The sequence below is a fragment of the Halomonas cerina genome, from assembly GCF_014192215.1.
Classification (GTDB): domain Bacteria; phylum Pseudomonadota; class Gammaproteobacteria; order Pseudomonadales; family Halomonadaceae; genus Halomonas; species Halomonas cerina.
In genome coordinates this window covers 195,246-216,374 of the sequence record NZ_JACHXP010000002.1, presented here as the reverse complement: position 1 = coordinate 216,374, position 21,129 = coordinate 195,246, and the positions used below count along the sequence as shown (strand labels likewise).

At 67.9% G+C, this 21,129-nt stretch carries 19 protein-coding genes; 5 read left to right on the top strand and 14 right to left on the bottom strand.

The genetic code is table 11. The features are described from left to right. Positions 1-74: 74 nt before the first annotated feature. The 9 genes from FHR94_RS02920 to FHR94_RS02880 form a co-directional block, all read right to left on the bottom strand. Positions 75-1,289 (bottom strand): D-alanyl-D-alanine carboxypeptidase family protein, encoded by a 1,215-nt coding sequence (locus tag FHR94_RS02920; protein WP_183324122.1) that lies wholly within the window; start codon positions 1,287-1,289, stop codon positions 75-77. A gap of 59 nt (positions 1,290-1,348) precedes the next feature. Beyond that, entirely contained in the window at positions 1,349-2,266 is a 918-nt protein-coding gene (locus FHR94_RS02915) for a septal ring lytic transglycosylase RlpA family protein (protein ID WP_183324121.1), read from the bottom strand. Beyond that, positions 2,263-3,324, bottom strand: coding sequence for a lytic murein transglycosylase B (mltB, locus tag FHR94_RS02910; protein ID WP_183324120.1), 1,062 nt, complete (start codon positions 3,322-3,324; stop codon positions 2,263-2,265). The genes FHR94_RS02915 and mltB overlap by 4 nt, the downstream gene beginning before the upstream one ends. Before the next feature lie 43 nt (positions 3,325-3,367). Continuing rightward, positions 3,368-4,528, bottom strand: coding sequence for a rod shape-determining protein RodA (gene rodA / locus FHR94_RS02905; protein WP_183324119.1), 1,161 nt, complete (start codon positions 4,526-4,528; stop codon positions 3,368-3,370). Then, positions 4,528-6,429 (bottom strand): penicillin-binding protein 2, encoded by a 1,902-nt coding sequence (mrdA, locus tag FHR94_RS02900; protein ID WP_183324118.1) that lies wholly within the window; start codon positions 6,427-6,429, stop codon positions 4,528-4,530. The genes rodA and mrdA overlap by 1 nt, the downstream gene beginning before the upstream one ends. 33 nt (positions 6,430-6,462) lie before the next feature. Continuing rightward, positions 6,463-6,930 carry a 23S rRNA (pseudouridine(1915)-N(3))-methyltransferase RlmH gene (gene rlmH, locus FHR94_RS02895; protein ID WP_183324117.1) on the bottom strand — a complete coding sequence of 156 codons (468 nt, stop codon included), beginning with the start codon at positions 6,928-6,930 and terminating at the stop codon, positions 6,463-6,465. After that, positions 6,927-7,271 (bottom strand): ribosome silencing factor, encoded by a 345-nt coding sequence (gene rsfS / locus FHR94_RS02890; protein WP_183324116.1) that lies wholly within the window; start codon positions 7,269-7,271, stop codon positions 6,927-6,929. Before rsfS ends, rlmH begins: the two co-directional genes overlap by 4 nt. A 92-nt stretch (positions 7,272-7,363) precedes the next feature. Then, positions 7,364-8,038, bottom strand: a complete 675-nt coding sequence (gene nadD / locus FHR94_RS02885) for a nicotinate-nucleotide adenylyltransferase (RefSeq protein ID WP_183324113.1) — start codon at positions 8,036-8,038, stop codon at positions 7,364-7,366. Then, on the bottom strand, positions 8,035-9,327 hold the full coding sequence (locus tag FHR94_RS02880) for a glutamate-5-semialdehyde dehydrogenase (protein WP_183324111.1): 1,293 nt from the start codon (positions 9,325-9,327) through the stop codon (positions 8,035-8,037). Before FHR94_RS02880 ends, nadD begins: the two co-directional genes overlap by 4 nt. A gap of 90 nt (positions 9,328-9,417) precedes the next feature. Here FHR94_RS02880 and FHR94_RS02875 point away from each other — a divergent pair, with 90 nt between their 5' ends. From FHR94_RS02875 to FHR94_RS02865, 3 genes are read left to right on the top strand one after another with little or no spacing between them, the layout of a single operon-like run. Next, positions 9,418-10,287: a hypothetical protein gene (locus tag FHR94_RS02875; RefSeq protein WP_183324110.1), complete on the top strand. Its 870-nt coding sequence runs from the start codon at positions 9,418-9,420 to the stop codon at positions 10,285-10,287. Then, complete coding sequence (locus FHR94_RS02870; RefSeq protein WP_183324109.1) at positions 10,280-11,215, top strand: diguanylate cyclase domain-containing protein; 936 nt, start codon at positions 10,280-10,282, stop codon at positions 11,213-11,215. The genes FHR94_RS02875 and FHR94_RS02870 overlap by 8 nt, the downstream gene beginning before the upstream one ends. 18 nt (positions 11,216-11,233) lie before the next feature. Further along, a complete protein-coding gene (locus tag FHR94_RS02865; RefSeq protein WP_183324106.1) occupies positions 11,234-12,637 on the top strand; it encodes a bifunctional DedA family/phosphatase PAP2 family protein in 1,404 nt (467 codons plus the stop codon). Positions 12,638-12,802: 165 nt separating this feature from the next. Here FHR94_RS02865 and FHR94_RS02860 read toward each other — a convergent pair whose 3' ends face one another. From FHR94_RS02860 to mpl, 3 genes are all read right to left on the bottom strand, one after another. Beyond that, positions 12,803-13,426 carry a LysE family translocator gene (locus FHR94_RS02860; protein ID WP_183324211.1) on the bottom strand — a complete coding sequence of 208 codons (624 nt, stop codon included), beginning with the start codon at positions 13,424-13,426 and terminating at the stop codon, positions 12,803-12,805. Between the two features lie 173 nt (positions 13,427-13,599). Beyond that, positions 13,600-14,217, bottom strand: coding sequence for a flavin prenyltransferase UbiX (locus tag FHR94_RS02855; protein ID WP_183324105.1), 618 nt, complete (start codon positions 14,215-14,217; stop codon positions 13,600-13,602). Continuing rightward, on the bottom strand, positions 14,210-15,601 hold the full coding sequence (gene mpl, locus FHR94_RS02850; RefSeq protein ID WP_183324104.1) for a UDP-N-acetylmuramate:L-alanyl-gamma-D-glutamyl-meso-diaminopimelate ligase: 1,392 nt from the start codon (positions 15,599-15,601) through the stop codon (positions 14,210-14,212). The genes FHR94_RS02855 and mpl overlap by 8 nt, the downstream gene beginning before the upstream one ends. Before the next feature lie 205 nt (positions 15,602-15,806). On the opposite strand from mpl, the gene FHR94_RS02845 reads away from it, so the two are divergent. Beyond that, positions 15,807-17,066 carry a 6-phosphofructokinase gene (locus FHR94_RS02845; RefSeq protein WP_183324103.1) on the top strand — a complete coding sequence of 420 codons (1,260 nt, stop codon included), beginning with the start codon at positions 15,807-15,809 and terminating at the stop codon, positions 17,064-17,066. An 82-nt stretch (positions 17,067-17,148) separates the two neighbouring features. Here the strand turns inward: FHR94_RS02845 and FHR94_RS02840 are convergent, their stop codons facing one another. Further along, positions 17,149-18,906 (bottom strand): bifunctional protein-serine/threonine kinase/phosphatase, encoded by a 1,758-nt coding sequence (locus tag FHR94_RS02840; protein ID WP_425485345.1) that lies wholly within the window; start codon positions 18,904-18,906, stop codon positions 17,149-17,151. A 267-nt stretch (positions 18,907-19,173) separates the two neighbouring features. On the opposite strand from FHR94_RS02840, the gene ppa reads away from it, so the two are divergent. Further along, complete coding sequence (ppa, locus tag FHR94_RS02835) at positions 19,174-19,704, top strand: inorganic diphosphatase (RefSeq protein WP_183324101.1); 531 nt, start codon at positions 19,174-19,176, stop codon at positions 19,702-19,704. A 75-nt stretch (positions 19,705-19,779) separates the two neighbouring features. On the opposite strand, the gene FHR94_RS02830 is transcribed toward ppa, so the two are convergent. Next, positions 19,780-21,045, bottom strand: a complete 1,266-nt coding sequence (locus FHR94_RS02830; protein ID WP_183324100.1) for a DUF2333 family protein — start codon at positions 21,043-21,045, stop codon at positions 19,780-19,782. Positions 21,046-21,129 lie beyond the last annotated feature (84 nt).

The following is a 21,129-nucleotide window of genomic DNA, read 5'->3' as shown; positions in this document are numbered from 1 at the left end:
TTCTCGTTTGCTACCTCAGCACCTGCCGCCCGTTACTGAGCGGCTGGGCGCTAGGCGCTTGCAACTCGGCGCTATCAACCGAACCAACCGCCAACCAGGTTGGTGAAGAAGCGCTGCACCTTGTCGAACAGGCGCTTGAAGAAGCCACCCTCTTCGATGCTCTCCAAGGCCAGCAGGGGACGCTCGCCGACCACTTCCTCACCCAGCCGGACCTCCATGCGCCCCACCCGCTCGCCGGCGCTGATCGGGGCGGTCAGGTCGGCCTGGATGTCCAACTTGGCGGTCAGCTCCTGCTCACGAGCCCGCGGGACGGTCATGTGGACATCATGATCCACGCCGACCTTGAGCTCGTTCTTGCTGCCTTCCCAGACACGGGGCGTACTGAGCACCGCCCCTTTCTCGTAGAGGGCGAGGGTCTCGAAGTAACGGAAGCCGTAGCTGAGCAGCTTCTGGGACTCCTGGGCCCGGGCTTCCTCGGAGTCGGCGCCCATCACCACGGAGATCAGCCGCATGTCGTCACGCTCGGCGGAGGCCACCAGGCAGTAGCCGGCGGCGTCGGTCCAGCCGGTCTTGAGGCCATCGACGCTGGCATCCCGCCACAGCAGCCGGTTGCGGTTGGGCTGCTCGATGCCACCGTAGGTGTAATTCTTCTGACGGTAGATCCGGTAGTGCTCCGGGTAGTCGTTGATGATGTGCTGGGACAGCAGGGCCAGGTCGCGGGCGGAAGAATAGTGCTCGTCGTGGGGCAGCCCGGTGGCATTGACGAAGTGGGTGTTGTGCATCCCCAGGCGGGTCGCATGCTGGTTCATGATGTCGGCGAAGGGGGCCTCGCCACCGGCCAGGTATTCGGCCATGGCCACGCTGGCATCGTTGCCGGACACGATGATGATGCCGTTGAGCAGTTCACTGACCGGCACTCGTTCACCGACCTCGATAAACATCTTCGACCCACCCGTCCGCCAGGCCTTCTCGCTGATCGGCACCAGATCGTCCGGGGCGATGTTGTCGCGATTGAGTTCGCGTTCCACCAGGTAGGCGGTCATCAGCTTGGTCAGGCTGGCCGGCGGCAGCCGCTCATCGGCATTATGTTCGGCCAGCACCCGACCGCTGTCGGCATCCATCAGGATCCAGGAGGTCGCCGCCAGTTGGGGTGGCGACGGCATCATGGCCTGGGGCGGCGTGGGCTGCGGCGTGGGCGTCTGGGCCATGACCGGCGACACGACCAGCGCGAAGCAGACCAGCAGGACCGGCCACAGCCGGCAGGAACGAACGGAGGACAAAAAACGCATGGAGTGGGATCTCATCGAAGCATCGGGGGGGGTGAAACGGGAATCGGCAAGGACGCGGCTCAGTCGGCATCGTCGACGATGAAGGCCTGCTCATAACCGGCACGGCGCAGTTCGGCCTGCAGCGGATCGGCCTGACCGGCATGATCCAGCGGGCCGACCTGGACACGGTGCAGCCCGCGTTCGGTGTTCACGCGAACCGGACGTGCCAGGGTGTCCTGCAGACGCGAGCGGAGCCGGCGGGCGTTCTCCGCCGACCCCAGCGCCGCCACCTGCAGGTAGAGAGGACCATCCTCGGGGCGGCTCTCTGCCACCGCACGGCTCACAGGACCATCAGCGGCCTCGGTACTCGCCTGACCGGCCGCACTTTCGCCGGGGTCCTGCCGACCGTGTTCCGCCAGCCAGGCACGCGGATCGATGGCCTCGACCCTGACGCGCCCGGTGCCTTCGTCGAGGATATCCAGGCGGGCGGCGGCCGCGTAGGACAGGTCGATCTCGCGGTCGCTGTGGAAGGGGCCACGATCATTGACCCGCACGATCACCGAGCGACCGTTGTCCAGGCTGGTGACCCGGGCATAGGTAGGCAACGGCAGGGAGCGATGGGCGGCACTCATGCGATACATGTCGTAGATCTCGCCGTTGGACGTCGCATAGCCGTGAAACTTCTTGCCGTACCAGGAGGCCGTCCCCTGGCGCGCGTAGCCGCGGGCATCCGGCAGCACGTGGTAGGTCTCGCCCCACACCTCATAGGTCGGCCGGTTGCCGGCCCGGGATGGCGCCTCCACCCGGGGCACGGCATCCGGCACCTCGCTGACGTCCGGTGGCTGCTGGGGATAGGCGTCGCTGGACAGGGCATAGCGTTCGCCGTCGTCGACCGGGGCACTCACGCCATGACCGCCGGTCGTGGGTACTGTGCCACCCCCGCCGGCACAGCCGGCCAATAGGGTGGCCAGCATCGCGAGGGTCCACCCTACCTTCATGCCTGCTCCTCCGGTTCGACGGCCGTGGCCTCCCGCCAGTCCGGGGATTGGCCGCGCGCCGCGGCGATGGCCTCGGCCAGCTCGGTGACGGCCATCGCATAGAGGTGACTGTGGTTGTAGCGGGTGATCACGTAGAAGTTGTGGCGTGCCAACCGATAGTGCCGGCGGCCGTCGGCCAGTTCCAGGGCCAGGGGCATCACCCGAGTGTCCGCGGCCAGCGGCTCCACAGGCGTGATGCCAACCTCGCCAAGCTCGGCCACCGTGCGGTCAGGCGGCTCGGTCCGATTGACACTCACCGATGGCGGCACCTCGGCAGGCCCTCGGGCCTCATGGTAGATCGGTGCGCCGGGCCGCCAACGATGCTCGGCGAAGTAGTTTGCCACGCTGCCGATGGCATCCTGAGGGTCGCTCCACAGGTTGCGCTGCCCATCGGCGTTGAAATCGACCGCATAGGCCCGGTAGCTGGTGGGGATGAACTGGGGGTAGCCCATGGCCCCGGCGTAGGAGCCCTTCAGGCTGTCGACGGCCATGCCCTGCTCATGAGCGATCTGCAGGAAGGCGGCCAGCTCGCCCCGGAAGAAGGAGCCCCGACGCGGATGATGGAAGGCCAGGGTGGACAGCGAATCGAGCACCCGGTGATCGCCGGTGACCTCTCCGTAGCGGGTCTCCACGCCGATGATCGCCGCGATCACCTCCGGCGGAACGCCATACTCGGCTTCGGCCCGGGCAAAGGCGTCAGGATGAGCCTCGATGAAGGCGACACCCCCGGCGACGCGTTCATCGCCCAGGAAGATGTCGCGGTACTCGTGCCAGACCAGGCGGTATTCTGCCGCCCCGGACATGGCGTCCAGGACTTCCTGACGGAAGTCGGCCTTCCGCATGGCGGCGTTGAGCCAGTCGGCCTCGATACCCTGATCGGCCAGTTCGGCCACCAGGGCCCGTACCTCGGGCTGGCGCGCCGGATCGAAGCCGGCCGCCATGCCGCTGGACGCTGCCAGGGCCAGCAGCGCCCCCGCCAGCACCCCCTTGCAGTGCCTTCCCTGTGATAACGACGACATCGCCTTCTCCCTGAGTCGTGTCACCGGCCTAGCGAGGCCCGGCCTAGCGGGGCAGCAGGCGGCGGTGAGAATGAATGGCCATGAGAATACCGAAACCGGCCATCAAGGTCACGCTGGAGGTCCCGCCGTAGCTCACCAGCGGCAGCGGCACGCCGACCACCGGCAGGATGCCGCTGACCATGCCGACATTGACGAAGACGTAGATGAAGAAGGTGAGGATGATGCTGCCGGCCAGCAGCCGACCGAAGGTCTCCTGAGCCGCTCCGGCCAGCCACAGCCCGCGCCCCACGATCAGCAGGTAAAGCAGCAGGAAGGCAAGCATCCCCAACAGGCCGAATTCCTCGCCCAACACGGCGACGATGAAGTCGGTGTGCCGCTCGGGCAAGAACTCCAGCTGGGACTGGGTGCCCTCGAGCCAGCCCTTGCCCCACAGGCCACCGCTGCCGATCGCCGTGGTCGACTGGATGATGTTCCATCCTGCCCCCAGGGGGTCGCTCTCGGGGTCGAGGAAGGTCAGCACCCGCTGCTGCTGATAGGCGTGCATGTTCATCCACAGCAGCGGCAACGCCGCCGCGACGAGCGTCGCGCACAGCAGGATGATCCGCCAGGACAGCCCTGCCAGCAGGATCACGAACACCCCGGCCAGAGCCACCAGCAACGAAGTCCCGAGGTCGGGCTGGCGGGCGATCAGGCCCACCGGCAAGCCGATGATCAGCACGCAGACCGCCAGGTCCTGCCCGCGCGGCGGCAGCTCACGGCGACTGAGCCAGGCCGCCACCATCATCGGCATGGCCAGCTTCATCATCTCCGAAGGCTGGAAGCGGATCACTCCGGGAATCACCAGCCAGCGCTGCGCCCCCATGCCCATGTCGCCGACCACCTCCACCGCCACCAGCATCAACACACCGGCGCCGTAAACCGGCAGGGCCCAGCGCTGCAGGGTCGAGGGCGAGAGCTGGGCCAGCCCGGCCATCACCACCAGGGCCACACCGAAGCGGATGCCCTGGGCGATGACCACCGCCAGGCGCTGGCCGCTGGCGCTGTAGAGTACCGCCAGCCCGGCTACCATCAACAGCAGCAGCATGCCCAGCAGCCAGGGGTCCAGGTGGATACGCTGCCAGGCGCTCCGCCGGCGGGACATGCTCCCTCGCGGAGCACGGCCCAGGTTACCGCTCAGGCTTCTCGACAGCTCACTCCAGCTCATTATCCAGCTCCTGCCATCTGGCGCTCGTCGGCGGCCGCCTCATCCGCCTCTTCCTCGCCGCGATCGCCAAGCAGCCAGGCATCCGTCATGGCCCGCGCCAGGCCGGCGGCGTGAGTGCTGCCGCCCCCCGCATTCTCGACGATCACCGCGACGGCGATCTGCGGCTCCCCCACGGGGGCGAAGGCCAGGAACAAGGCATGGTCGCGCAGCCGCTCCTTGAGCTCCTGGGCGTTGTAGCGCTGGTCCTTGCCCAGCGAGAATACCTGGGCGGTGCCGGACTTGCCGGCGAGGCGATACTCGAGACCCTGGCCGATGCGCCGGGCAGTGCCCTCATGGCCGGACACCACCTTCTCCATGCCCGCGTAGACCCGGTCCCACCAGGCGTCATTGCCAAGCTCGATATCGGGCGGCGTGTCCGGCAGCGCCGTGGGCACCGGCTCGTCGCCGATCCGCTTAGCTAGGCGCGGCGTGATCCACTGGCCACGGTTGGCCAGGACCGCGGTGGCCGTCGCCAGCTGCAACGGGGTGACCTGCCAGTAGCCCTGGCCGATGCCCACCGAGAGGGTCTCTCCGGGGTACCAGGGCTGGTTGAACCGCGCCCGTTTCCAGTCGCGGGACGGCATCAGAGCGGCGCTCTCGCCGTAGACGTCGTGAGCGACCCGCTGGCCGAAGCCGAAGGCCGTCATGTGCTCGTGGATGCGATCGATCCCCAGTTCATGGGCCAGGGTATAGAAATAGGTGTTGTTGGACACGGCGATGGCCCGCTCCAGGTCGACCCGGCCGTGCCCCCAGCGCAGCCAGTTGCGGTAACGACGCGAGTCGTTGGGCAGCTGAAAGTAGCCCGGGTCATAGAGGGTCTCGCCGGGGGTAATCGCCCCCTCGGCCAGTCCGGCCAAGGCCAGGAACGGCTTGATGGTGGAGCCTGGCGGATAGCGTCCCCGGATGGCCCGGTTGAACAGCGGCAGGTCGAGATCCTGCTGCAGCGCCCGGTAGGAAGCGATGTCGATCCCGGTGACGAACTGGTTGCTGTCGAAGCCCGGCACCGAGGCCAGGGCCAGGATCTCGCCGCTCTGGGGGGCGATGGCCACGATGGAACCGCGCCGACCGTCGAGCAGGTCCACGGCGAGGCGCTGCAGGGGCTTGTCCAGGGTCAACGTGAGATTGGCCCCCGGCACCGGGTCGGTACGGCCGAGCTCGCGCAGCACGCGCCCGCGGGCGTTGGTCTCCACCTTGCGCAGCCCCGCCTGGCCGTGCAGCGCCTGTTCGTAGTAACGTTCGACGCCGGTCTTGCCGATGAAATGGGTCCCGGCATAGTTGCCGGGGTCCAGCGTCTCGAGCTCCTCGCGGTTGATGCGTCCCACATAGCCCAGGGCGTGGGCCATCTCCTCGGCATCCGGATAGTAGCGCAACAGCTGGGCCTCCACCTCCACCCCGGGGAGCCGATGGCGGTTCACCGCCAGACGCGCGATCTGTTCCTCGTCGAGATCGCTCATCAGCAAGGCAGGCTGGAAGGGACGCTGACGCTGGCGGGAGCGGGCCCGGAAGGCCTCGGCCTCCACTGCCGGCAGTTCGAGAAGGTCGGCCAGCAGCGCCAGGGTGGCATCCAGGTCGTCGACCCGTTCGCGCACCAGGGTCAGGTTGTAGGTAGGCCGGTTCTCGGCCACCAGTACGCCATTACGGTCATAGATCAGGCCCCGAGTGGGCGGCAAGGGCTCGACCCTGACCCGGTTCTCCTCCGAGCGGGTGCTGTAGACCTCGTGCTGTACCACCTGCAGGTAGAACAGGCGCCCGACCAGCAGCCCGCTGAGGGCGATGACCACCAGGACCGCCAACAGCGCCCGCACGCGAAAGGTGCGCAGTTCCTGCTGCGGATTCTTCAGGGTGTCGCGTTTGGCGCGCATGCGGGGGGAAGACCTCGGGGAAACGGTGCTCGCTCAGCGGTGATAGGGGTGCCCGATCATCAGGGTCCAGGCGCGGTAGAGCTGCTCGGCGAGCAGGATGCGAACCAGAGGATGCGGCAGGGTCAGGGGCGAGAGCGACCAATGCTGCTCGGCCGATGCCGACAGCGACGGCGCCAGGCCGTCCGGACCGCCGACCAGCAGTACCACGTCGCGCCCGTCGAGGCGCCATCCCTCGGCCTCACGGGCCAGGCGCTCGGTGCTCCAGGCCTGCCCCCCCACTTCGAGGGCCACCAATCGCTCGCCACCCTTGAGCCGCGCCTGGAGGCGTTGCGCCTCCAGTTCCCTGGCACGTTCGGTGTCGGCGTTGCGGCCGCGCGTCCCGGGGGCGATCTCCTCGATCGCCAGGGAGAAGTCCCGAGGCAGGCGCTTGCGATACTCCTCGACCCCGCGGGTCACCCAGTCGGGCATGCGGGTACCCACCGCCAGCAGCCGCAGCTTCATGGCTGAGTGAGCTCGCTGGGCAGGTCGGCCCAGAGCCGCTCCAGGTCATAGAGCTCACGGGTTTCCGGCAGCATCACGTGGACCACCAGGTCGCCCAGATCCACCAGCACCCAGTCGGCACCGCTCTCGCCCTCGACCCCGAGCACGGCCACTCCCTGCTCCTTGGCGGCCTTGATCACATTGTCGGCCAGCGCGCCCACATGGCGACTCGAGGTACCGCTGGCCACGACCATGAGGTCGGTTACGCTGGTCAATCCGGAGACGTCCAGGATGGCGACGTCCCGGGCCTTGAGTTCCTCCAGTGCGTCGATCACCAGCGTCTTGAGTGCGTCGTTATGCATAACCCTTCGTCAGCCCTTCGTCAGCGGGAGTTCAAGGTGTATTGTACCGCCTTGAAGCCCCCCTGGCAGCGCATTCACGTCTCGCGATACGTTCAGGTCTCGCGATACAGGCCACGCGACAGCAGGCGAGATTCCACCGCCTCGGGCAGCAGGTAGCGCACGCTCCTGCCTTCGGCCAGGCGGCGACGCACTTGTGTGGCGGAGACGGCCATGCGGGTGGGCAGCGACAGCCGCAGCAGGCCGCCGGCGGGGTGTGCCATCAGCGCCTCGGCAGACGCCACCTCGCGATCGGCCAGCAGCCGACGCAGCGGCGCGGACGGCGATGCCGCATGGCCGGGGCGATCGATCACCACCACGTGAGCCAGCTCGAAGAGCCGCTCGGGCGCATGCCAGTCGGCCAGACGCAGGAAGGCATCATGTCCCAGAGCCATCACCAGACGTCCCTGCGCACCGATCTCGTGGCGCAGGGTGGCCAGGGTATCGACGCTATAGGAAGGCCCGTCCCGCGCGAGTTCGCGCGGGTCGGCCACCAGGCCCGGGGTGTCGCCGATGCCCAGGCGCAACAGGGTCAGGCGCTCTTCGGGCGGCACCTGGGGCGTATCACGCAGCGGCGGCAGGGCCGCGGGGATCATGTGCACCCGGTCGAGCCCTAGCCCCTCGCGCAGCTCCACGGCACTGCGCAGGTGGCCCAGGTGCACCGGATCGAAGGTGCCCCCCAGCATGGCGACCCGCACGCCCTCGGTCAGACGCTCGTCGACCTCGCTCATCGACGCACCTGGCCGTCACCCAGCACCACGTACTTGCGGGTGGTCAATCCCTCCAGCCCGACGGGCCCGCGAACGTGCAGGCGGTCGGTGGAGATGCCGATCTCGGCCCCCAGCCCGTACTCGAAGCCATCGGCAAAGCGCGTCGAAGCGTTGACCATCACCGAACTGGAATCCACCTCAGCCAGGAAGCGGCGCGCCAGGCCATAGTGTTCGGTGACGATGGCATCGGTATGGCCCGAGCCATAACGCTCGATGTGCGCCATGGCGGCCTCGATGCCATCCACGACACGCACCGCCAGGATCGGTGCCAGGTACTCGGCGACCCAGTCGGCCTCGGACGCCTCGCCGACCTTCTCGAGCACCGCGCGGGTCCGCTCGCAGCCCCGCAATTCCACGCCATGCGCGGCATAGGCCTCGGCCAGCCGGGGCAGCAGCGCCTCGGCCAGCGGTGCATCGACCAGCAAGGTCTCCATGGTGTTGCAGGTCCCGTAGCGGTGGGTCTTGGCATTCACCGCGATGGCCAGCGCCTTGTCGAGGTCCGCCGTGGCATCCACGTAGACATGGCAGACCCCGTCGAGGTGCTTGATCACGGGCACCCGGGCCTCACGGGTGATGCGCTCGATCAGCGACTTGCCGCCGCGGGGGATGATCACGTCGACATACTCGGGCATGGCGATCAGCCGCCCCACGGCGGCGCGATCGGTAGTGGCCACCACCTGCACCGCCCCGGCCGGTAGCCCGGCGGCCTCGAGGCCCGCATAGAGGCACTCGGCAATCGCCGCATTGGAGTCACGGGCCTCGGAGCCGCCACGCAGGATGCAGGCATTGCCGGACTTGAGGCACAGGCTCGCCGCCTCGAGGGTGACGTTCGGGCGGGATTCATAGATGATGCCGATCACCCCCAGCGGCACGCGCATCTGGCCGACCTGGATGCCGCTGGGCCGGGAGCGCAGGCCATCGATCTCGCCGACCGGGTCCGGGAGGGCAGCAACCTGCGCCAGCCCCTCGACCATGGCATCCAGACGGGCATCGTCCAGCGCCAGGCGGTCGAGCAGCGCGGCATCCAGACCGGCATCGCGGCCCCGCGCCAGGTCCGCCGCGTTGGCCGCCAGGATATCGACGCGCGCCTGTTGGAGCCGCTCGGCCATGGCATGCAGGGCGGCATTCTTGGCCGCGGTGTCGGCCCGGCGCAGGCGGGTCGTCGCCTCGCGCGCCTGCTGCCCGAGATGCTGCATGTAGCGGTCGACATCGGCGGTGGCAAGATCGGAGTGGGAGATGTGAGCAGTCATGCTGTAGATTATCTCCTGAGCACGGGCCGTCATCATCGAGCGGCCACGACGGTGGGTCCAGGCGGAACAAAGGAACCATACTAAGGCACCATGCAGAGCAAGTACAAAGTCGGGCTGCTGCGCCTCAACCTGCTCGCCGCGTCAGGACTGCTGGCCTGGCAGGCCGGGAGCGTTGCCGCGACGCCCCATGCCCTCCTCCTCGCGCTGGCCAGTGCCTGGCTAGCGGTGACGGCGGTCCTGCTGGAGTTCAGCCACCGCCGCCCGGCCGCTATCCCCTGGCAGCTGCTGCCTGGCCTGCTGCTTGCCGCCCTGCTGTTGATCGCGCCCGGCCGGCACCTGACCTGGCTGTGGGCCTGGGCCCTGTTGTTGATGCTGCCTCAGCCGCGCTGGATGCTGTTGCTCAACCTGACCCTGGCGACCACTACCTGGTGGTCCCTTCGTGACCTGGCGGGCCTCGAGCAGTGGGGACTGGCCGGCGTTCTGCTGGCCGGTCTGATCCCTCTGGGTCTATCGCGTTCCCTGACCCTGCAGGCCTGGCGGCGCGGTGGGCGGCCCCGCGCCCGACTGATTCCCGGCATGTCACTGTGGCCTGGCAGCCAGTTGGAGAGGGACCTGGCCCAGGAGCGCCAGCGTGCCGAACGGGAGGGTGTGCACGCCGAGTTGCTGCTGATGCGCTGCTCCCCGCGCCGGCTCTGGCAGCTGGCCGAGCGCCTGTGCCGGCTGGTGCACCGCTTCGAGAACTGCTATCGCATCGACCGTCGGACGCTGGCCGTGCTGATGACCAGCCGCTCTGCCGCCCAGGCAACCGAGCGGCGCACCCAGCTGCTATCGACCCTGGAACCCTGGGTGCCGATCAGGGCCGTCCCGCTGTCGCGCCTGACCTCGCTGCAGGAGGAGTGCCGGGCCCTGGCCCGGCAGGCCGATCGACGCCTGGTGGCAGGAGCCGTGACCGATGACTGATCGCTACCCCTGGCCGGCCCGTCTCTTCACCCTGATGTCTGCTACCGGCGCCCTGCTGCTGCTGGGCCAGGCCCTGTGGTTCTATCTGATGGGCGACTATGCCCGCATCCTGCTGCCGAGCCTGCTCGCCATGGTGATGGTGGTAGCCGCCCTGCTGGGCATCGGGCGCCAGAACATCTCGCGCACGGCCTCCTACCTGGTACTGATCTGCGGCTACCTGATGATCGCCGTGGAGCTGCCCCGGCAGAGCGGCAATCCCGCGCTCTGGATCGGGCTGCCGCCGGTCCTGACGCTGCTGCTGCTCCCACTGGGTTCGGCCATGCTGCTCAATCTCGCCCTGACACCGGTCTGGTTGGCGCTGCTGGGCAACGGCCAGCTCGACCGGGACATCACGCTGAGCTATCTCACCCTAGTCACGGTCGCCGCCCTGGTTCCCTGGGAGCACCTGCGCCAGCATGCCCTGCTCCAGGCCACCGACCCTCGTGACCCGGAATGTCCTGCGGTCACCCGCTCGGCGTTACATGACCGGCTGGCCGGGGAATTCGAGCGAGCCGCGCTGCTCGGCCAGCCCCTCGCCGTGCTGCTGATCGATCTGCCACAGGTCGAGATGGCCGGAGAACAGTTTGGCCAGCGTACCCGCCAGGCACTGCTCGAGACGTTCTGCCGGGCCGTGACCAGTCGCAGTCGCCAGCAGGACCTGCTCGGGCGCGAGAACAGCGAGGTGTTCTGGCTGGTGCTGCCGGATACCACCGAGAGCAGCGCCCTGCTGGTCCGTCAGCGTCTGGAGCAGGCCCTGCTCCGCGACCGGTTATTGGACATCGGCCGCATCGAGATGCATTCCAGGCTCTGCCTGCCCAGGCCCCGGGAGACCTGGCCCCATTTCGAGCAGCGCCTACAGGCCGCCAGCCAGGCGCTGCTCGACACCTGATGCCCGCCGGAGCGCCCCTTGGACCTTGCTGATACTCTCTACCAGCTGACGCCCTCTCCCCTTCTGCTGCTGTTGATCATCACCGCCATCGCGCTGGTAGAGTCGCTCGCGCTGGTCGGCCTGCTGGTCCCCGGTGTGGTGCTAATCACCGCCGCCGCCTCCCTGGCCGGCCACCAGGAGGTTGCCGTCATGATGGTGATTCTCGCCGCCTTCCTGGGTGCCGTCGCCGGTGACAGCCTGAGTTTTCTGATCGGCTACACCCAGCGAGAAAGGGTCATCACCCTCTGGCCGCTCTCCCGCCACCCGGAGTGGCTCGCCCAAGGCGCCCGCTTCTTCCAGCGGCACGGGCCGACCTCGATCCTGCTTGGCCGCTTCGTCGGCCCGGTACGGCCGGTGGTCCCTCTGATCGCCGGCATGTTGCACATGTCGCCACGCCGCTTCACCTGGGCCAACCTGATCTCCGCCGCACTCTGGGCCCCTACCTACGTGCTGCCGGGCTATCTGCTGGGCCGCACCTGGCAACGGCTACTCGCCGTGCCCGAAGCCTTGGAGCCCTGGCTGGTGAGCCTTGGGGTGCTGGTGGTAATGCTGGCGGTGATCTTCTCCTGGCTGCGTCACCAGACCCGTCGTGACGGCCTGATCTATCGCGCCTGCTCCCACCTGAGCCGCCGCCACCCTCTGTCCCGGCAGGCCTGGCGACACCTCGTCGAGCGTCATGAGCACGAGCCGCCTCTGGCGTCCTGGTTGCTCTTGCTGTCCGCTCTGACGGCCTTCTCGGCCTGGACCCTGGTGGTGCTCCATCACCAGGGTCCGCTGGCGATAGACCGGCACTTGCATGATGTCCTGGTTACCCTGGCCCTGCCCGGACTGGCGACCTTCGCCGAGTTGATGGCCCGGGCCGGCGACCCACCGGCCATCCTCGCGCTGTTCCTGCCCTGGGGACTGTGGCTGCTGTGGCGACGCCACCTCGTCGCCTTCGGGCACCTCGCCGCCGGCCTGCTCGGAGTTGGCGTGCTCAATGCGCTGCTCAAGGGGGCCATCGGCCGGGTACGGCCCGACACGCCGGACTATCTGGCCGGCTCCATGGCCTACCCGAGTGCCCACACCTCCACCGCGGTGGTGCTGTTCGGCCTGACGGCGGCCTTCGTGGCCCGGGAACTCCCGGTGGGACAGCGTTTCTGGGCCTACTGGGCGGCCATCGCGGTCATCGTGCCCATGGCTCTGTCACGGCTCCTGCTGGGCGTCCACTGGCTGAGCGACGTGGTTGGCGGCGCGCTGCTCGGCCTCACCGTCTGCGCCCTGGTGCAGCTCGCCTGGCAACGCCACCCCCGCGGCTCACTCACGCCCTGCCCTTGGCCATGGCTGGGCCTCGCCTCGCTATTGCTGGTCGGGGCGCGCATCGCCTGGCTGCCGGCGATTTAAGCTCGAAGCTCGAACCAGTCGTAGGGGCGATAAGCGCCAGCGCATCGCCCGACCCAGGCGTCTCCCCAGGCCATGCCGGATGCGCCTTCGGCTTATCCGACCTACGCGGAACGGTTCACGCAGATCTGCAAAGAACCCGATTCAAGGGGCCAGGTGGAGCTGCCCCTAGCCAAGCGCCAGCCAGAGGCCGACGCCGGCCATCAGGGCACCGGCGAGGCGATTGAGCAGGCGCACCCCGCTTCCCTTGCTCAGCAGGCGCCTCAGCCGGCTGCCGCCGGTCGCATAGAGCAGCAGGCAGATAAATTCGAGGGTGAGGATCAGCGCCACCAGCACGGCGAGTTGGCCCGCCAGCGGACGCCCGGCATCGAGAAAGGGCGGCAACAACGCCACGAAGAAGGCCCACCCCTTGGGATTGGCCACCGCGGTGACAAGGCCCTGCATGGCCAACTGCATCCGCCCGACGGGCGCCACCTCCAGTCCCTTCTCGGGGATCGCCATGCGGCCCCGGGAGCGCCACATCATCATGCCGAGATAGACCAGGTAAGCGCCGCCTAGCCACTTGAACACCGCGAAGAGTTCGGGCTGGCGCAGCATCAGGGCAGCCACCCCGGCGCCGGCAGCAAACGCCACCAGGCCCACCCCGACGAGCTCGCCGGCCATCATCCACAGGGTGCGTCGTACGCCCTGGGTCATGCCCAGCACCATGGCCAGGGTCATGCACATCCCCGGGGTCAGGGAGACCAGCAGGAAGGTCGGCACGAAGACCGACAGCAGGCCCAGGCTGACCATTCGAAAAACCTCCATGTCATAAGCGCCGAGCGCCGAGCGCCGAGCGCCGAGCGCCGCAGTCTGGGACCCTCAGCGCTTGTACTGTCAAGCGAGCACCGGCGGAATTTGTCTCGGCACCGGCTGCCCATTGCCAACCAGCTGGGCGCTTGCAGCTGGGTGCTGCCCGAAGGGCGTCACTCCCCCCAGCGCGGCATCAGGCGATGCGCGATGCCCAGCTGGTTGAGGATCCGCGCCACGATGAAGTCGACCAGATCGTTCACCGTGCCGGGGCGATGATAGAAGCCGGGGGCGGCAGGCAGGATCACCGCCCCCAGGCGGGTCAGGGCGAGCATGTGCTCCAGATGGATCGCCGAGAAGGGGGTCTCCCGGGGCACCAGGATCAGCTGGCGGCGCTCCTTCAAGGCCACGTCGGCAGCGCGCTCGATCAGGTTGTTGCTGGCGCCCGTGGCCACGGCCGACAGCGTACCGGTGGAACAGGGACAAACCACCATGGACGAAGGCGCCCCGGACCCGGAGGCCACCGGGGCCATCCAGTCCTCCCGGCCGAAACAGCGAATCTGTCCCGGTGCGGCGCCGGTGTGTGCCGTCAGGGCCTCGGCCAGCCGCACGGGACGCGCCGGCAGCTCGATCTCGGTCTCGGTGGCGATGACCAGGTGGGCCGCCTTGGAGATCATCACCCAGACCTCGTGATGCGCCGCCACCAGCACCTCGATCAGGCGCAGGCCGTACTGGGCCCCGGAGGCACCGGTCATGGCGATGGTGACGGGCGCCTGAAAGCCCTGTTCAGCCATGCGCCACCCCCAGAGCGGCGAGCAGCCTGTCGTGGATGCCTGCGAAGCCGCCGTTGGACATCACCACGATGCGGTCCAGGGGGCGCGCTTCTTCGACCAGGACCGCCACCAGTGCATCGATGTCCTGCTCGAGGCGTGCCGGGACCGGGCTCGCCTCGAGCACCGGGGTCAGCGACCAGTCCAGTCCCGGCGGCTGGTACCAGAAGACCGCATCCGAGGCGGCGATGCTGGCCGCCAGGCGATCGCGCAGGGTACCCAGACGCATGGTATTGGAGCGCGGCTCGATCACCGCCAGCAACCGCCCACACGGGGTGGCGGCCCGCAGCCCTTCCAGGGTGGCGGCGATGGCCGTGGGATGGTGAGCGAAGTCATCGATCACCTGGATGCCGGCCACCTCGCCACGCAGCTCCTGGCGCCGCCGCGGGGTCTCGAAGCGGGCCAGTGACGCCGCCCCACGCGCCAGGTCGACTCCGAGCGAATGGGCGACGGCCAAGGCGGCCAGGGCGTTGCGGGCGTTGTGGGTCCCTGTCAGTGACCAGTCCACCACGGCATCCTCGTCGACACTCTCCGCGCCCTGGCCCTGCTGGTGGATCACCCGGAAGCGACTGGCATCGTCGCGCTCGAGCACGAGGCGCCAAGGGCTCGCCGCCTCGCGACCGAAGCGCGTGACCGGGGTCCAGCACCCTTGGGCCAGCACCCGGTCCAGTGCCGGCTCGTCATCGGCCACCAGCAGCTGCCCCTTGCCGGGCACGGTGCGCACCAGGTAATGAAACTGGCGCTCAATGGCGGCCAGATCGGGAAAGATGTCGGCATGATCGAACTCGAGATTGCCCAGCACGGCAATCTCGGGGCGGTAATGGACGAACTTGGAGCGCTTATCGAAGAAGGCGGTGTCGTACTCGTCGGCTTCCACCACGAAGGGCGCATCGTGGGCACCGAGCCGCGCCGAGACACCGAAGTTGCGCGGCACGCCCCCGATCAAAAACCCCGGGGCGAGCCCGGCCGCTTCCAGCAGCCAGGCCGTCAGGCTGGCCGTGGTGGTCTTGCCATGGGTCCCGGCCACGGCGATGACCCGGCGTCCGGGCAGGATCTCCTCGGCGAGCCACTGGGGGCCCGAGACATACGCCAGCCCCAGGTTGAGCAGCGCCTCGACCTCGGGATTGCCCCGAGACAGCGCATTGCCGATCACCACGAGGTCCGGACGTGGCGCAAGGTTCTCGGCCCGATACCCCTCCCTCAAGGTGATGCCCGCCGCCTCCAGTTGGGTGCTCATCGGCGGATACACGTTGGCATCCGAGCCGGTGACGGTCAGCCCCTGCTCGCGGGCCAGCAGGGCCAGGCTGCCCATGAAGGTGCCACAGATGCCGAGGATATGAAGGTGCATGAGGTCTCCGTTGCGCGTCTCCCTCGCCGGGAAAGCGGCAGCCTAGCATGGCCCCTGCCACCTCTCCAGCATCCCGGCAGGGGTCAGGTGCAGGCATCGGGGGGATGCGCTAGAATCGTCACCCCCGAGCCCCCAACCCCCGGAAGCGCCTGCCTGCTCCACGAGCCGCGCCGCGCTTCTCCGATGCGACCTGCAAGGATTGCCCATGGCCCAGCACAACGCCTTCTATGCCCAGTCCGGCGGTGTCACCGCCGTGATCAACGCCAGCGCCTGCGGCGTCATCGAGGCCTGCCGCCAGCACCCGGACCGGATCGGCAAGGTCTACGCCGGTCATAACGGCATCATCGGCGCCCTGACCGAGGACTTGATCGACGTCAGCCGCGAAAGCGACGAGACCATTGCCGCCCTGCGCCACACCCCGGCCGGCGCCTTCGGCTCCTGCCGCTACAAGCTCAAGGACATCGAGACCCATCGCGCCCAGTACGAGCGCCTGATCGAGGTCTTCAAGGCTCACGACATCCGCTACTTCTTCTACAACGGCGGTGGCGATAGCGCCGATACCTGCCTGAAGGTCTCGCAGCTCTCCGAGAAGCTCGGCTACCCGCTGACCGCCATCCACGTGCCCAAGACCGTGGACAACGACCTGCCGATCACCGACAACTCCCCGGGCTTTGGCAGCGTGGCCAAGTACATCGCCACCTCAACCCTGGAGACGTCGTTGGACATCGCCTCCATGTGCGCCACGTCCACCAAGGTCTTCGTGCTCGAGGTGATGGGCCGCCATGCCGGCTGGATCGCCGCCGCGGGGGCGCTGGCCGGCCAGGGCGAGGGCGAGCCGCCTCATCTGGTGATCTTCCCCGAGGTGGCCTTCGACCGCGCCAAGGTCATGGCGCGGGTCGAGGCATCGGTCAAGCAGTACGGCTACTGCGTGATCGTGGTCTCCGAGGGCGCCCGCTACGAGGACGGCACCTTCCTGGCCGACGCCGGCAACACCGATGCCTTCGGCCACCGCCAGTTGGGTGGCGTGGCCCCGACGCTTGCCGGCATGGTCAAGCAGGACCTCGGCTACAAGTACCACTGGGCGGTGGCCGACTACCTGCAGCGCGCCGCTCGCCACCTGGCGTCCAAGACCGACGTGGAGCAGGCTTATGCGGTGGGCGAGAAGGCCGTGGCGCTGGCCCTGGCGGGCCAGAACTCGATGATGCCCGCCATCAAACGGATCAGCGACACCCCTTATCAGTGGGCAGTGGAGGCCGCCCCGCTGGCCGAGGTGGCCAACCGCGAGAAGTTCATGCCCCGGGACTATATCCGCGAGGACGGCTTCGGCATCACCGAGGCGTGCCGTACCTACCTTTCGCCGCTGATCCAGGGGGAGGACTTCCCGCCCTTCGAGAATGGCCTGCCGAAGGTGGCCCGGCTGGCCAAGCACCGGGTCGAGCGCAAGCTGGCGGCGTTCACGATCTAAGCTGCGGGATGCGGGCAACGAGCTGCGGGCCCATTTCCGGCTCGTAGCTCGTAGCTCGTAGCTCGTAGCTCGTAGCTCGTAGCTAACGAAGCAGCCAGGACAGCACCAGCAGCAGCAGCAGGATGCCCGCCACCCCCTGCCAGAAGCGGGATGGCTCGCCCAGTCTTCGCGTGCCGTTGCGCCCGGCGGCCTGCGGCCCGCGCCTGGCCTCGCGCAGGCGGTGGCGGAATTCCGACATGCGCCGGAAACGCAGTGCACGCTGTGGGTCCAGGGCGCGGCGCAGGACATCATCCAGTGCGGCCGGCACCTCGGGGTTGAGGGTGCGGGCGCTGCGGTAGGTCAGCTGTTCCAGATCCGTGTGACTGCGCAGGCGGTTCGGCGTCAGGGCGTAGGGGAGCTCGCCGGTGAGCAGCCAGTAGATGGTCGAGGCCAGCGAGTACTGGTCGCTACGCCGCCCCACGTCATCACCCAACGCGTATTCCGGCGCGCTGTGCTCGGTCAAGCCGACCTGCTGGACCACCCGCTGGGAGCGTCGATGCCCATCCACGTCGCGCAGGTGGCAGGCGCCGAAATCCGCCAGTGCCACCTTGCCATGGACATCGATCAGCACGTTGTCGGGGTGCACCTGCTGATGCAGCACATCACGGTGGTGAAGGGCCTGGACCGCCTTGCCAAGCTGGTTAGCGATATCCAGTCGCTGATCCAGACTCGCCTGGGGATGACGCCGGGCCCATTCGGTGAGGGTATCGCCCGATACGTAATCCATCAGGTAATAGAGGTAACGGCGCGGCCGAGAGGCGTCCATGACCTTCACCACGAAGGGGGAGTGGACCCGCTCCACCACCCACTGCTGCAGCAGGAAGTGCTCCAGATAGGCATTGCGGCTGGAGAGCTCGGGGCTGGGTGCCTTCATCACCATCTCGCGGCCATGGCGCAGGTCGCGCACGCGATAGACTCGCGACTGGGCCGTCCGCGACAGCACGGCCTGCACCTCGAGCCCGTCGATGCGGTCGCCCGGCGCCAGCTCAGGCGGGATCGGCAGATCGCCATAGACACGACCGGGGTGATCCGTTTCCTGGTCGGGCAGCGCATCGATGCGCACCAGCTGGAAGCAGAGCGGCTCGCTGCCGACGCCGCGTTCCCGTGCCCGCGTCCGGGCGGCCTCGGCCAGCCGCTCACAGGCGGCATCCAGGTCACTGGCATCTTCGCGAATCAGGCGCACATAGTCCGAGGGCATCAGGGTGCCCTGCACGCCCTGGGTGGTGAGCAGGAAGATATCCCCCTGCTTGAGCGGTATCCGCTCGTAGTCGAGATCGAGGTTCACATCCATGCCCACCGCACGAGAAGGGTAGCGATAACCGCCCAGGTCGGTGACATGATCACGGGAGAGCTGCTCGAACTCGGCCCCGCGCAGCCGGAACACCAGGGTGTCCCCGGCGTGGAAGAGGTGGACCTCGCGGGCCCGATAGACCATGGCGGAAAGCGAGCAGACATAGCTGCCCTCGGACACCTGCCGACTCTGGCTGTAGCACCAGCCGTTGAGTGACAGCAGCACCCGGGTCGCCGAGGTCTTGACGTCCCAGTGATCCGGGGTGGCGTAGTAGTCGGCCAGAAAGGCCATGACGCCCAGATCCGCCGCCTGTCGGGCGAGAGCATGGCGCGAAGCGGCATCACTGATCAGCACACAGGCCCCCTTGGCAGCCAGCTGAGAGGGCTCGGGGATACGAACCGACATCGAGCTGCGTTGCTGTCGTGGGTCCGGGGCCACGAAGGCCTGACCGAAGCTCAGGGACAGTGTCGCGGGTGCCAAAGGGCTCTCCTCGGAATCGACGATATGCATCGGGGCATCATGATACACGCCGGAACGGCGACTGGCCCGTTGACGACGGCGTGGTCCCAGGGCTATTGCAGTTAGCGTTGTCACCGGGGCCCCTCGTCATGTTCAACTGCAATTGTCTTGGGTGGGGTCCGTCGCGCGGTACCTAAGTCGTCGCAGTACCTAAGTCGTCGCAGTACCTATGTCGAATTGGTAATCCCCGACATGGCTTCGTATAATTCGCCGGATTTAATCCGCCCATCCGGACATCCGCCAACGAAGGACGCGCGCATGAACTTCGATAACATCCCCGCCGGCAAGGACCTCCCCAACGACATCTATGTCGCGATCGAGATCCCGGCCAACCATACTCCGGTCAAGTACGAGATCGACAAGGACATGGGCGCCCTGCTGGTCGACCGCTTCATGGCCACCCCGATGTTCTATCCCGCCAACTACGGCTTCATTCCCCATACCCTGGCCGACGACGGTGACCCGCTGGACGCCTTGGTGGTCACGCCCTACCCGGTCGCCCCGGGCAGCGTGATCCGGGCACGCCCGGTCGGCATCCTCAACATGACCGACGAGGCTGGCGAGGATGCCAAGCTGGTCTGCGTGCCACATCCCAAGCTCTCTAGCCTGTATGACGATGTCCAGGAGGTCACCGATCTGCCCGAGCTACTGCGCCAGCAGATCGCCCATTTCTTCGAGAACTACAAGGATCTCGAGAAAGGCAAGTGGGTGAAGGTCGAGTCCTGGGAAGGTGTGGAGGCGGCCCGCAAGGCCATCGAGAAAGCCGTGACTGCCTACCAGAAGGCGTGAGCGCCGCCTGGCTTTTGCTTGAACATGAACGGGCCGCCTCAAGGGCGGCCCGTTCATGTTCAAGGGGGTGCCAAGTCATTCGTCGGGCGAGGCGGGGGATGCCTCCGGCGCGGCCATCTGCTCATCGCTCGCTTCCTCGACCTCCTCTGGCTCAGCCGCCTCCTGCCCGGTCGTCTCGGCATCGGCGCGAGGCGGTGCATCCTGCGCATCTTCAGCATCTGTAGGCGCGTCGTCGGATGTCGGTTGCTCGGGGGTGCCCTGCCCGGCAGCGCGGGCCGGCTCGGGTGCCGTTGCTTGCCCCGGGGCGACAGGTGAGGCGGGTGATGGTGTCTCGACCGGGACCGCCTGCGCCAGGCGCTCCGCCAGTTCACGGGCCAGGTCCCGGGCACGCACCATGTGGTTGGCCAGCACCAGGGAGTGATTGGCGAAGACCCCGAACCCGGAGCCGTTGAGCACCATCGGGCTCCACAGACGGCGCTGGCTGCGCTCCAGCTCGGCCAGCAGCAGCGTCCAGCGGGAGGTCACGCCCGCCGCCTCCAGCACATCCGCCTGGTCATGCTGCATCGCCTTCAACAGCTGCATCAGCGCCCATCCCTGGCCACGTGCCTCGTAGAAGACATTGTCGACCCGATACCACGGCGTACCGGCAGGCAGCGCCCCGGCCTCGATATCGAGATAACGCAGGGCCTCGGGATTGCCGACGCTGGCCGAGAGCCTTAGGCCCAGGTCATCCAGGTCACGGGCCATGACCTCGAGCCAAGGGACGAGCCCCTGTCCGGCATGCCCGAAGCCGGTCTCTTGATGCTCCTCGAGACGGCCCAGGTAGTCGTCGAGGCCTGACAGGGCCTTCTCCAACTGACGCTCGGTGCCGGGGTAGAGCCAGCTGGTACTGTCGGCCTGCAGTCGCTCCTGGATCGTCACCAGGGTGTCGACCTGGCTCTGCTCCATGGCCGGCAGGGCGGTGGCCAGCCGGCGCGCCTGCTGCAGCACGCCATACTCCCAGGCGGGCATGTTGTCGAGCCACAGCCCCGGAGGGGCGACGTCGTTGCGCAGGTAGCCGCCGGGTTTCTCGAGCAGGGTCTCGATCACCGTCATCAGGCTGGCCACGGTCACGGTCCCGCGGGCCGACACGCCACCATCCGCGCCCCGCTGTTCGGCGACGGCCTGCTCCACCTCGAAGGCGGGCGGTGTACGACTCCACCAGATACCCAGCGCCAGCGTCACCAGCAGATAGAGCACCACGACCGCCAGCAAGGGTTTCCAGATCCAGCCGTATTCCGGACGCTCCAGCGCCTCGATTCTCTTGCGGCGCCTGGCGGCGCCCTTTCCCGTCAACGCCATACGCTGGCTTCCCTGATGGTGGTGTGTGCGGCGGCGCGGCAATCCGGCGCAGCCTCGAAGGTGAGCCGCCATCAACAGCGACCC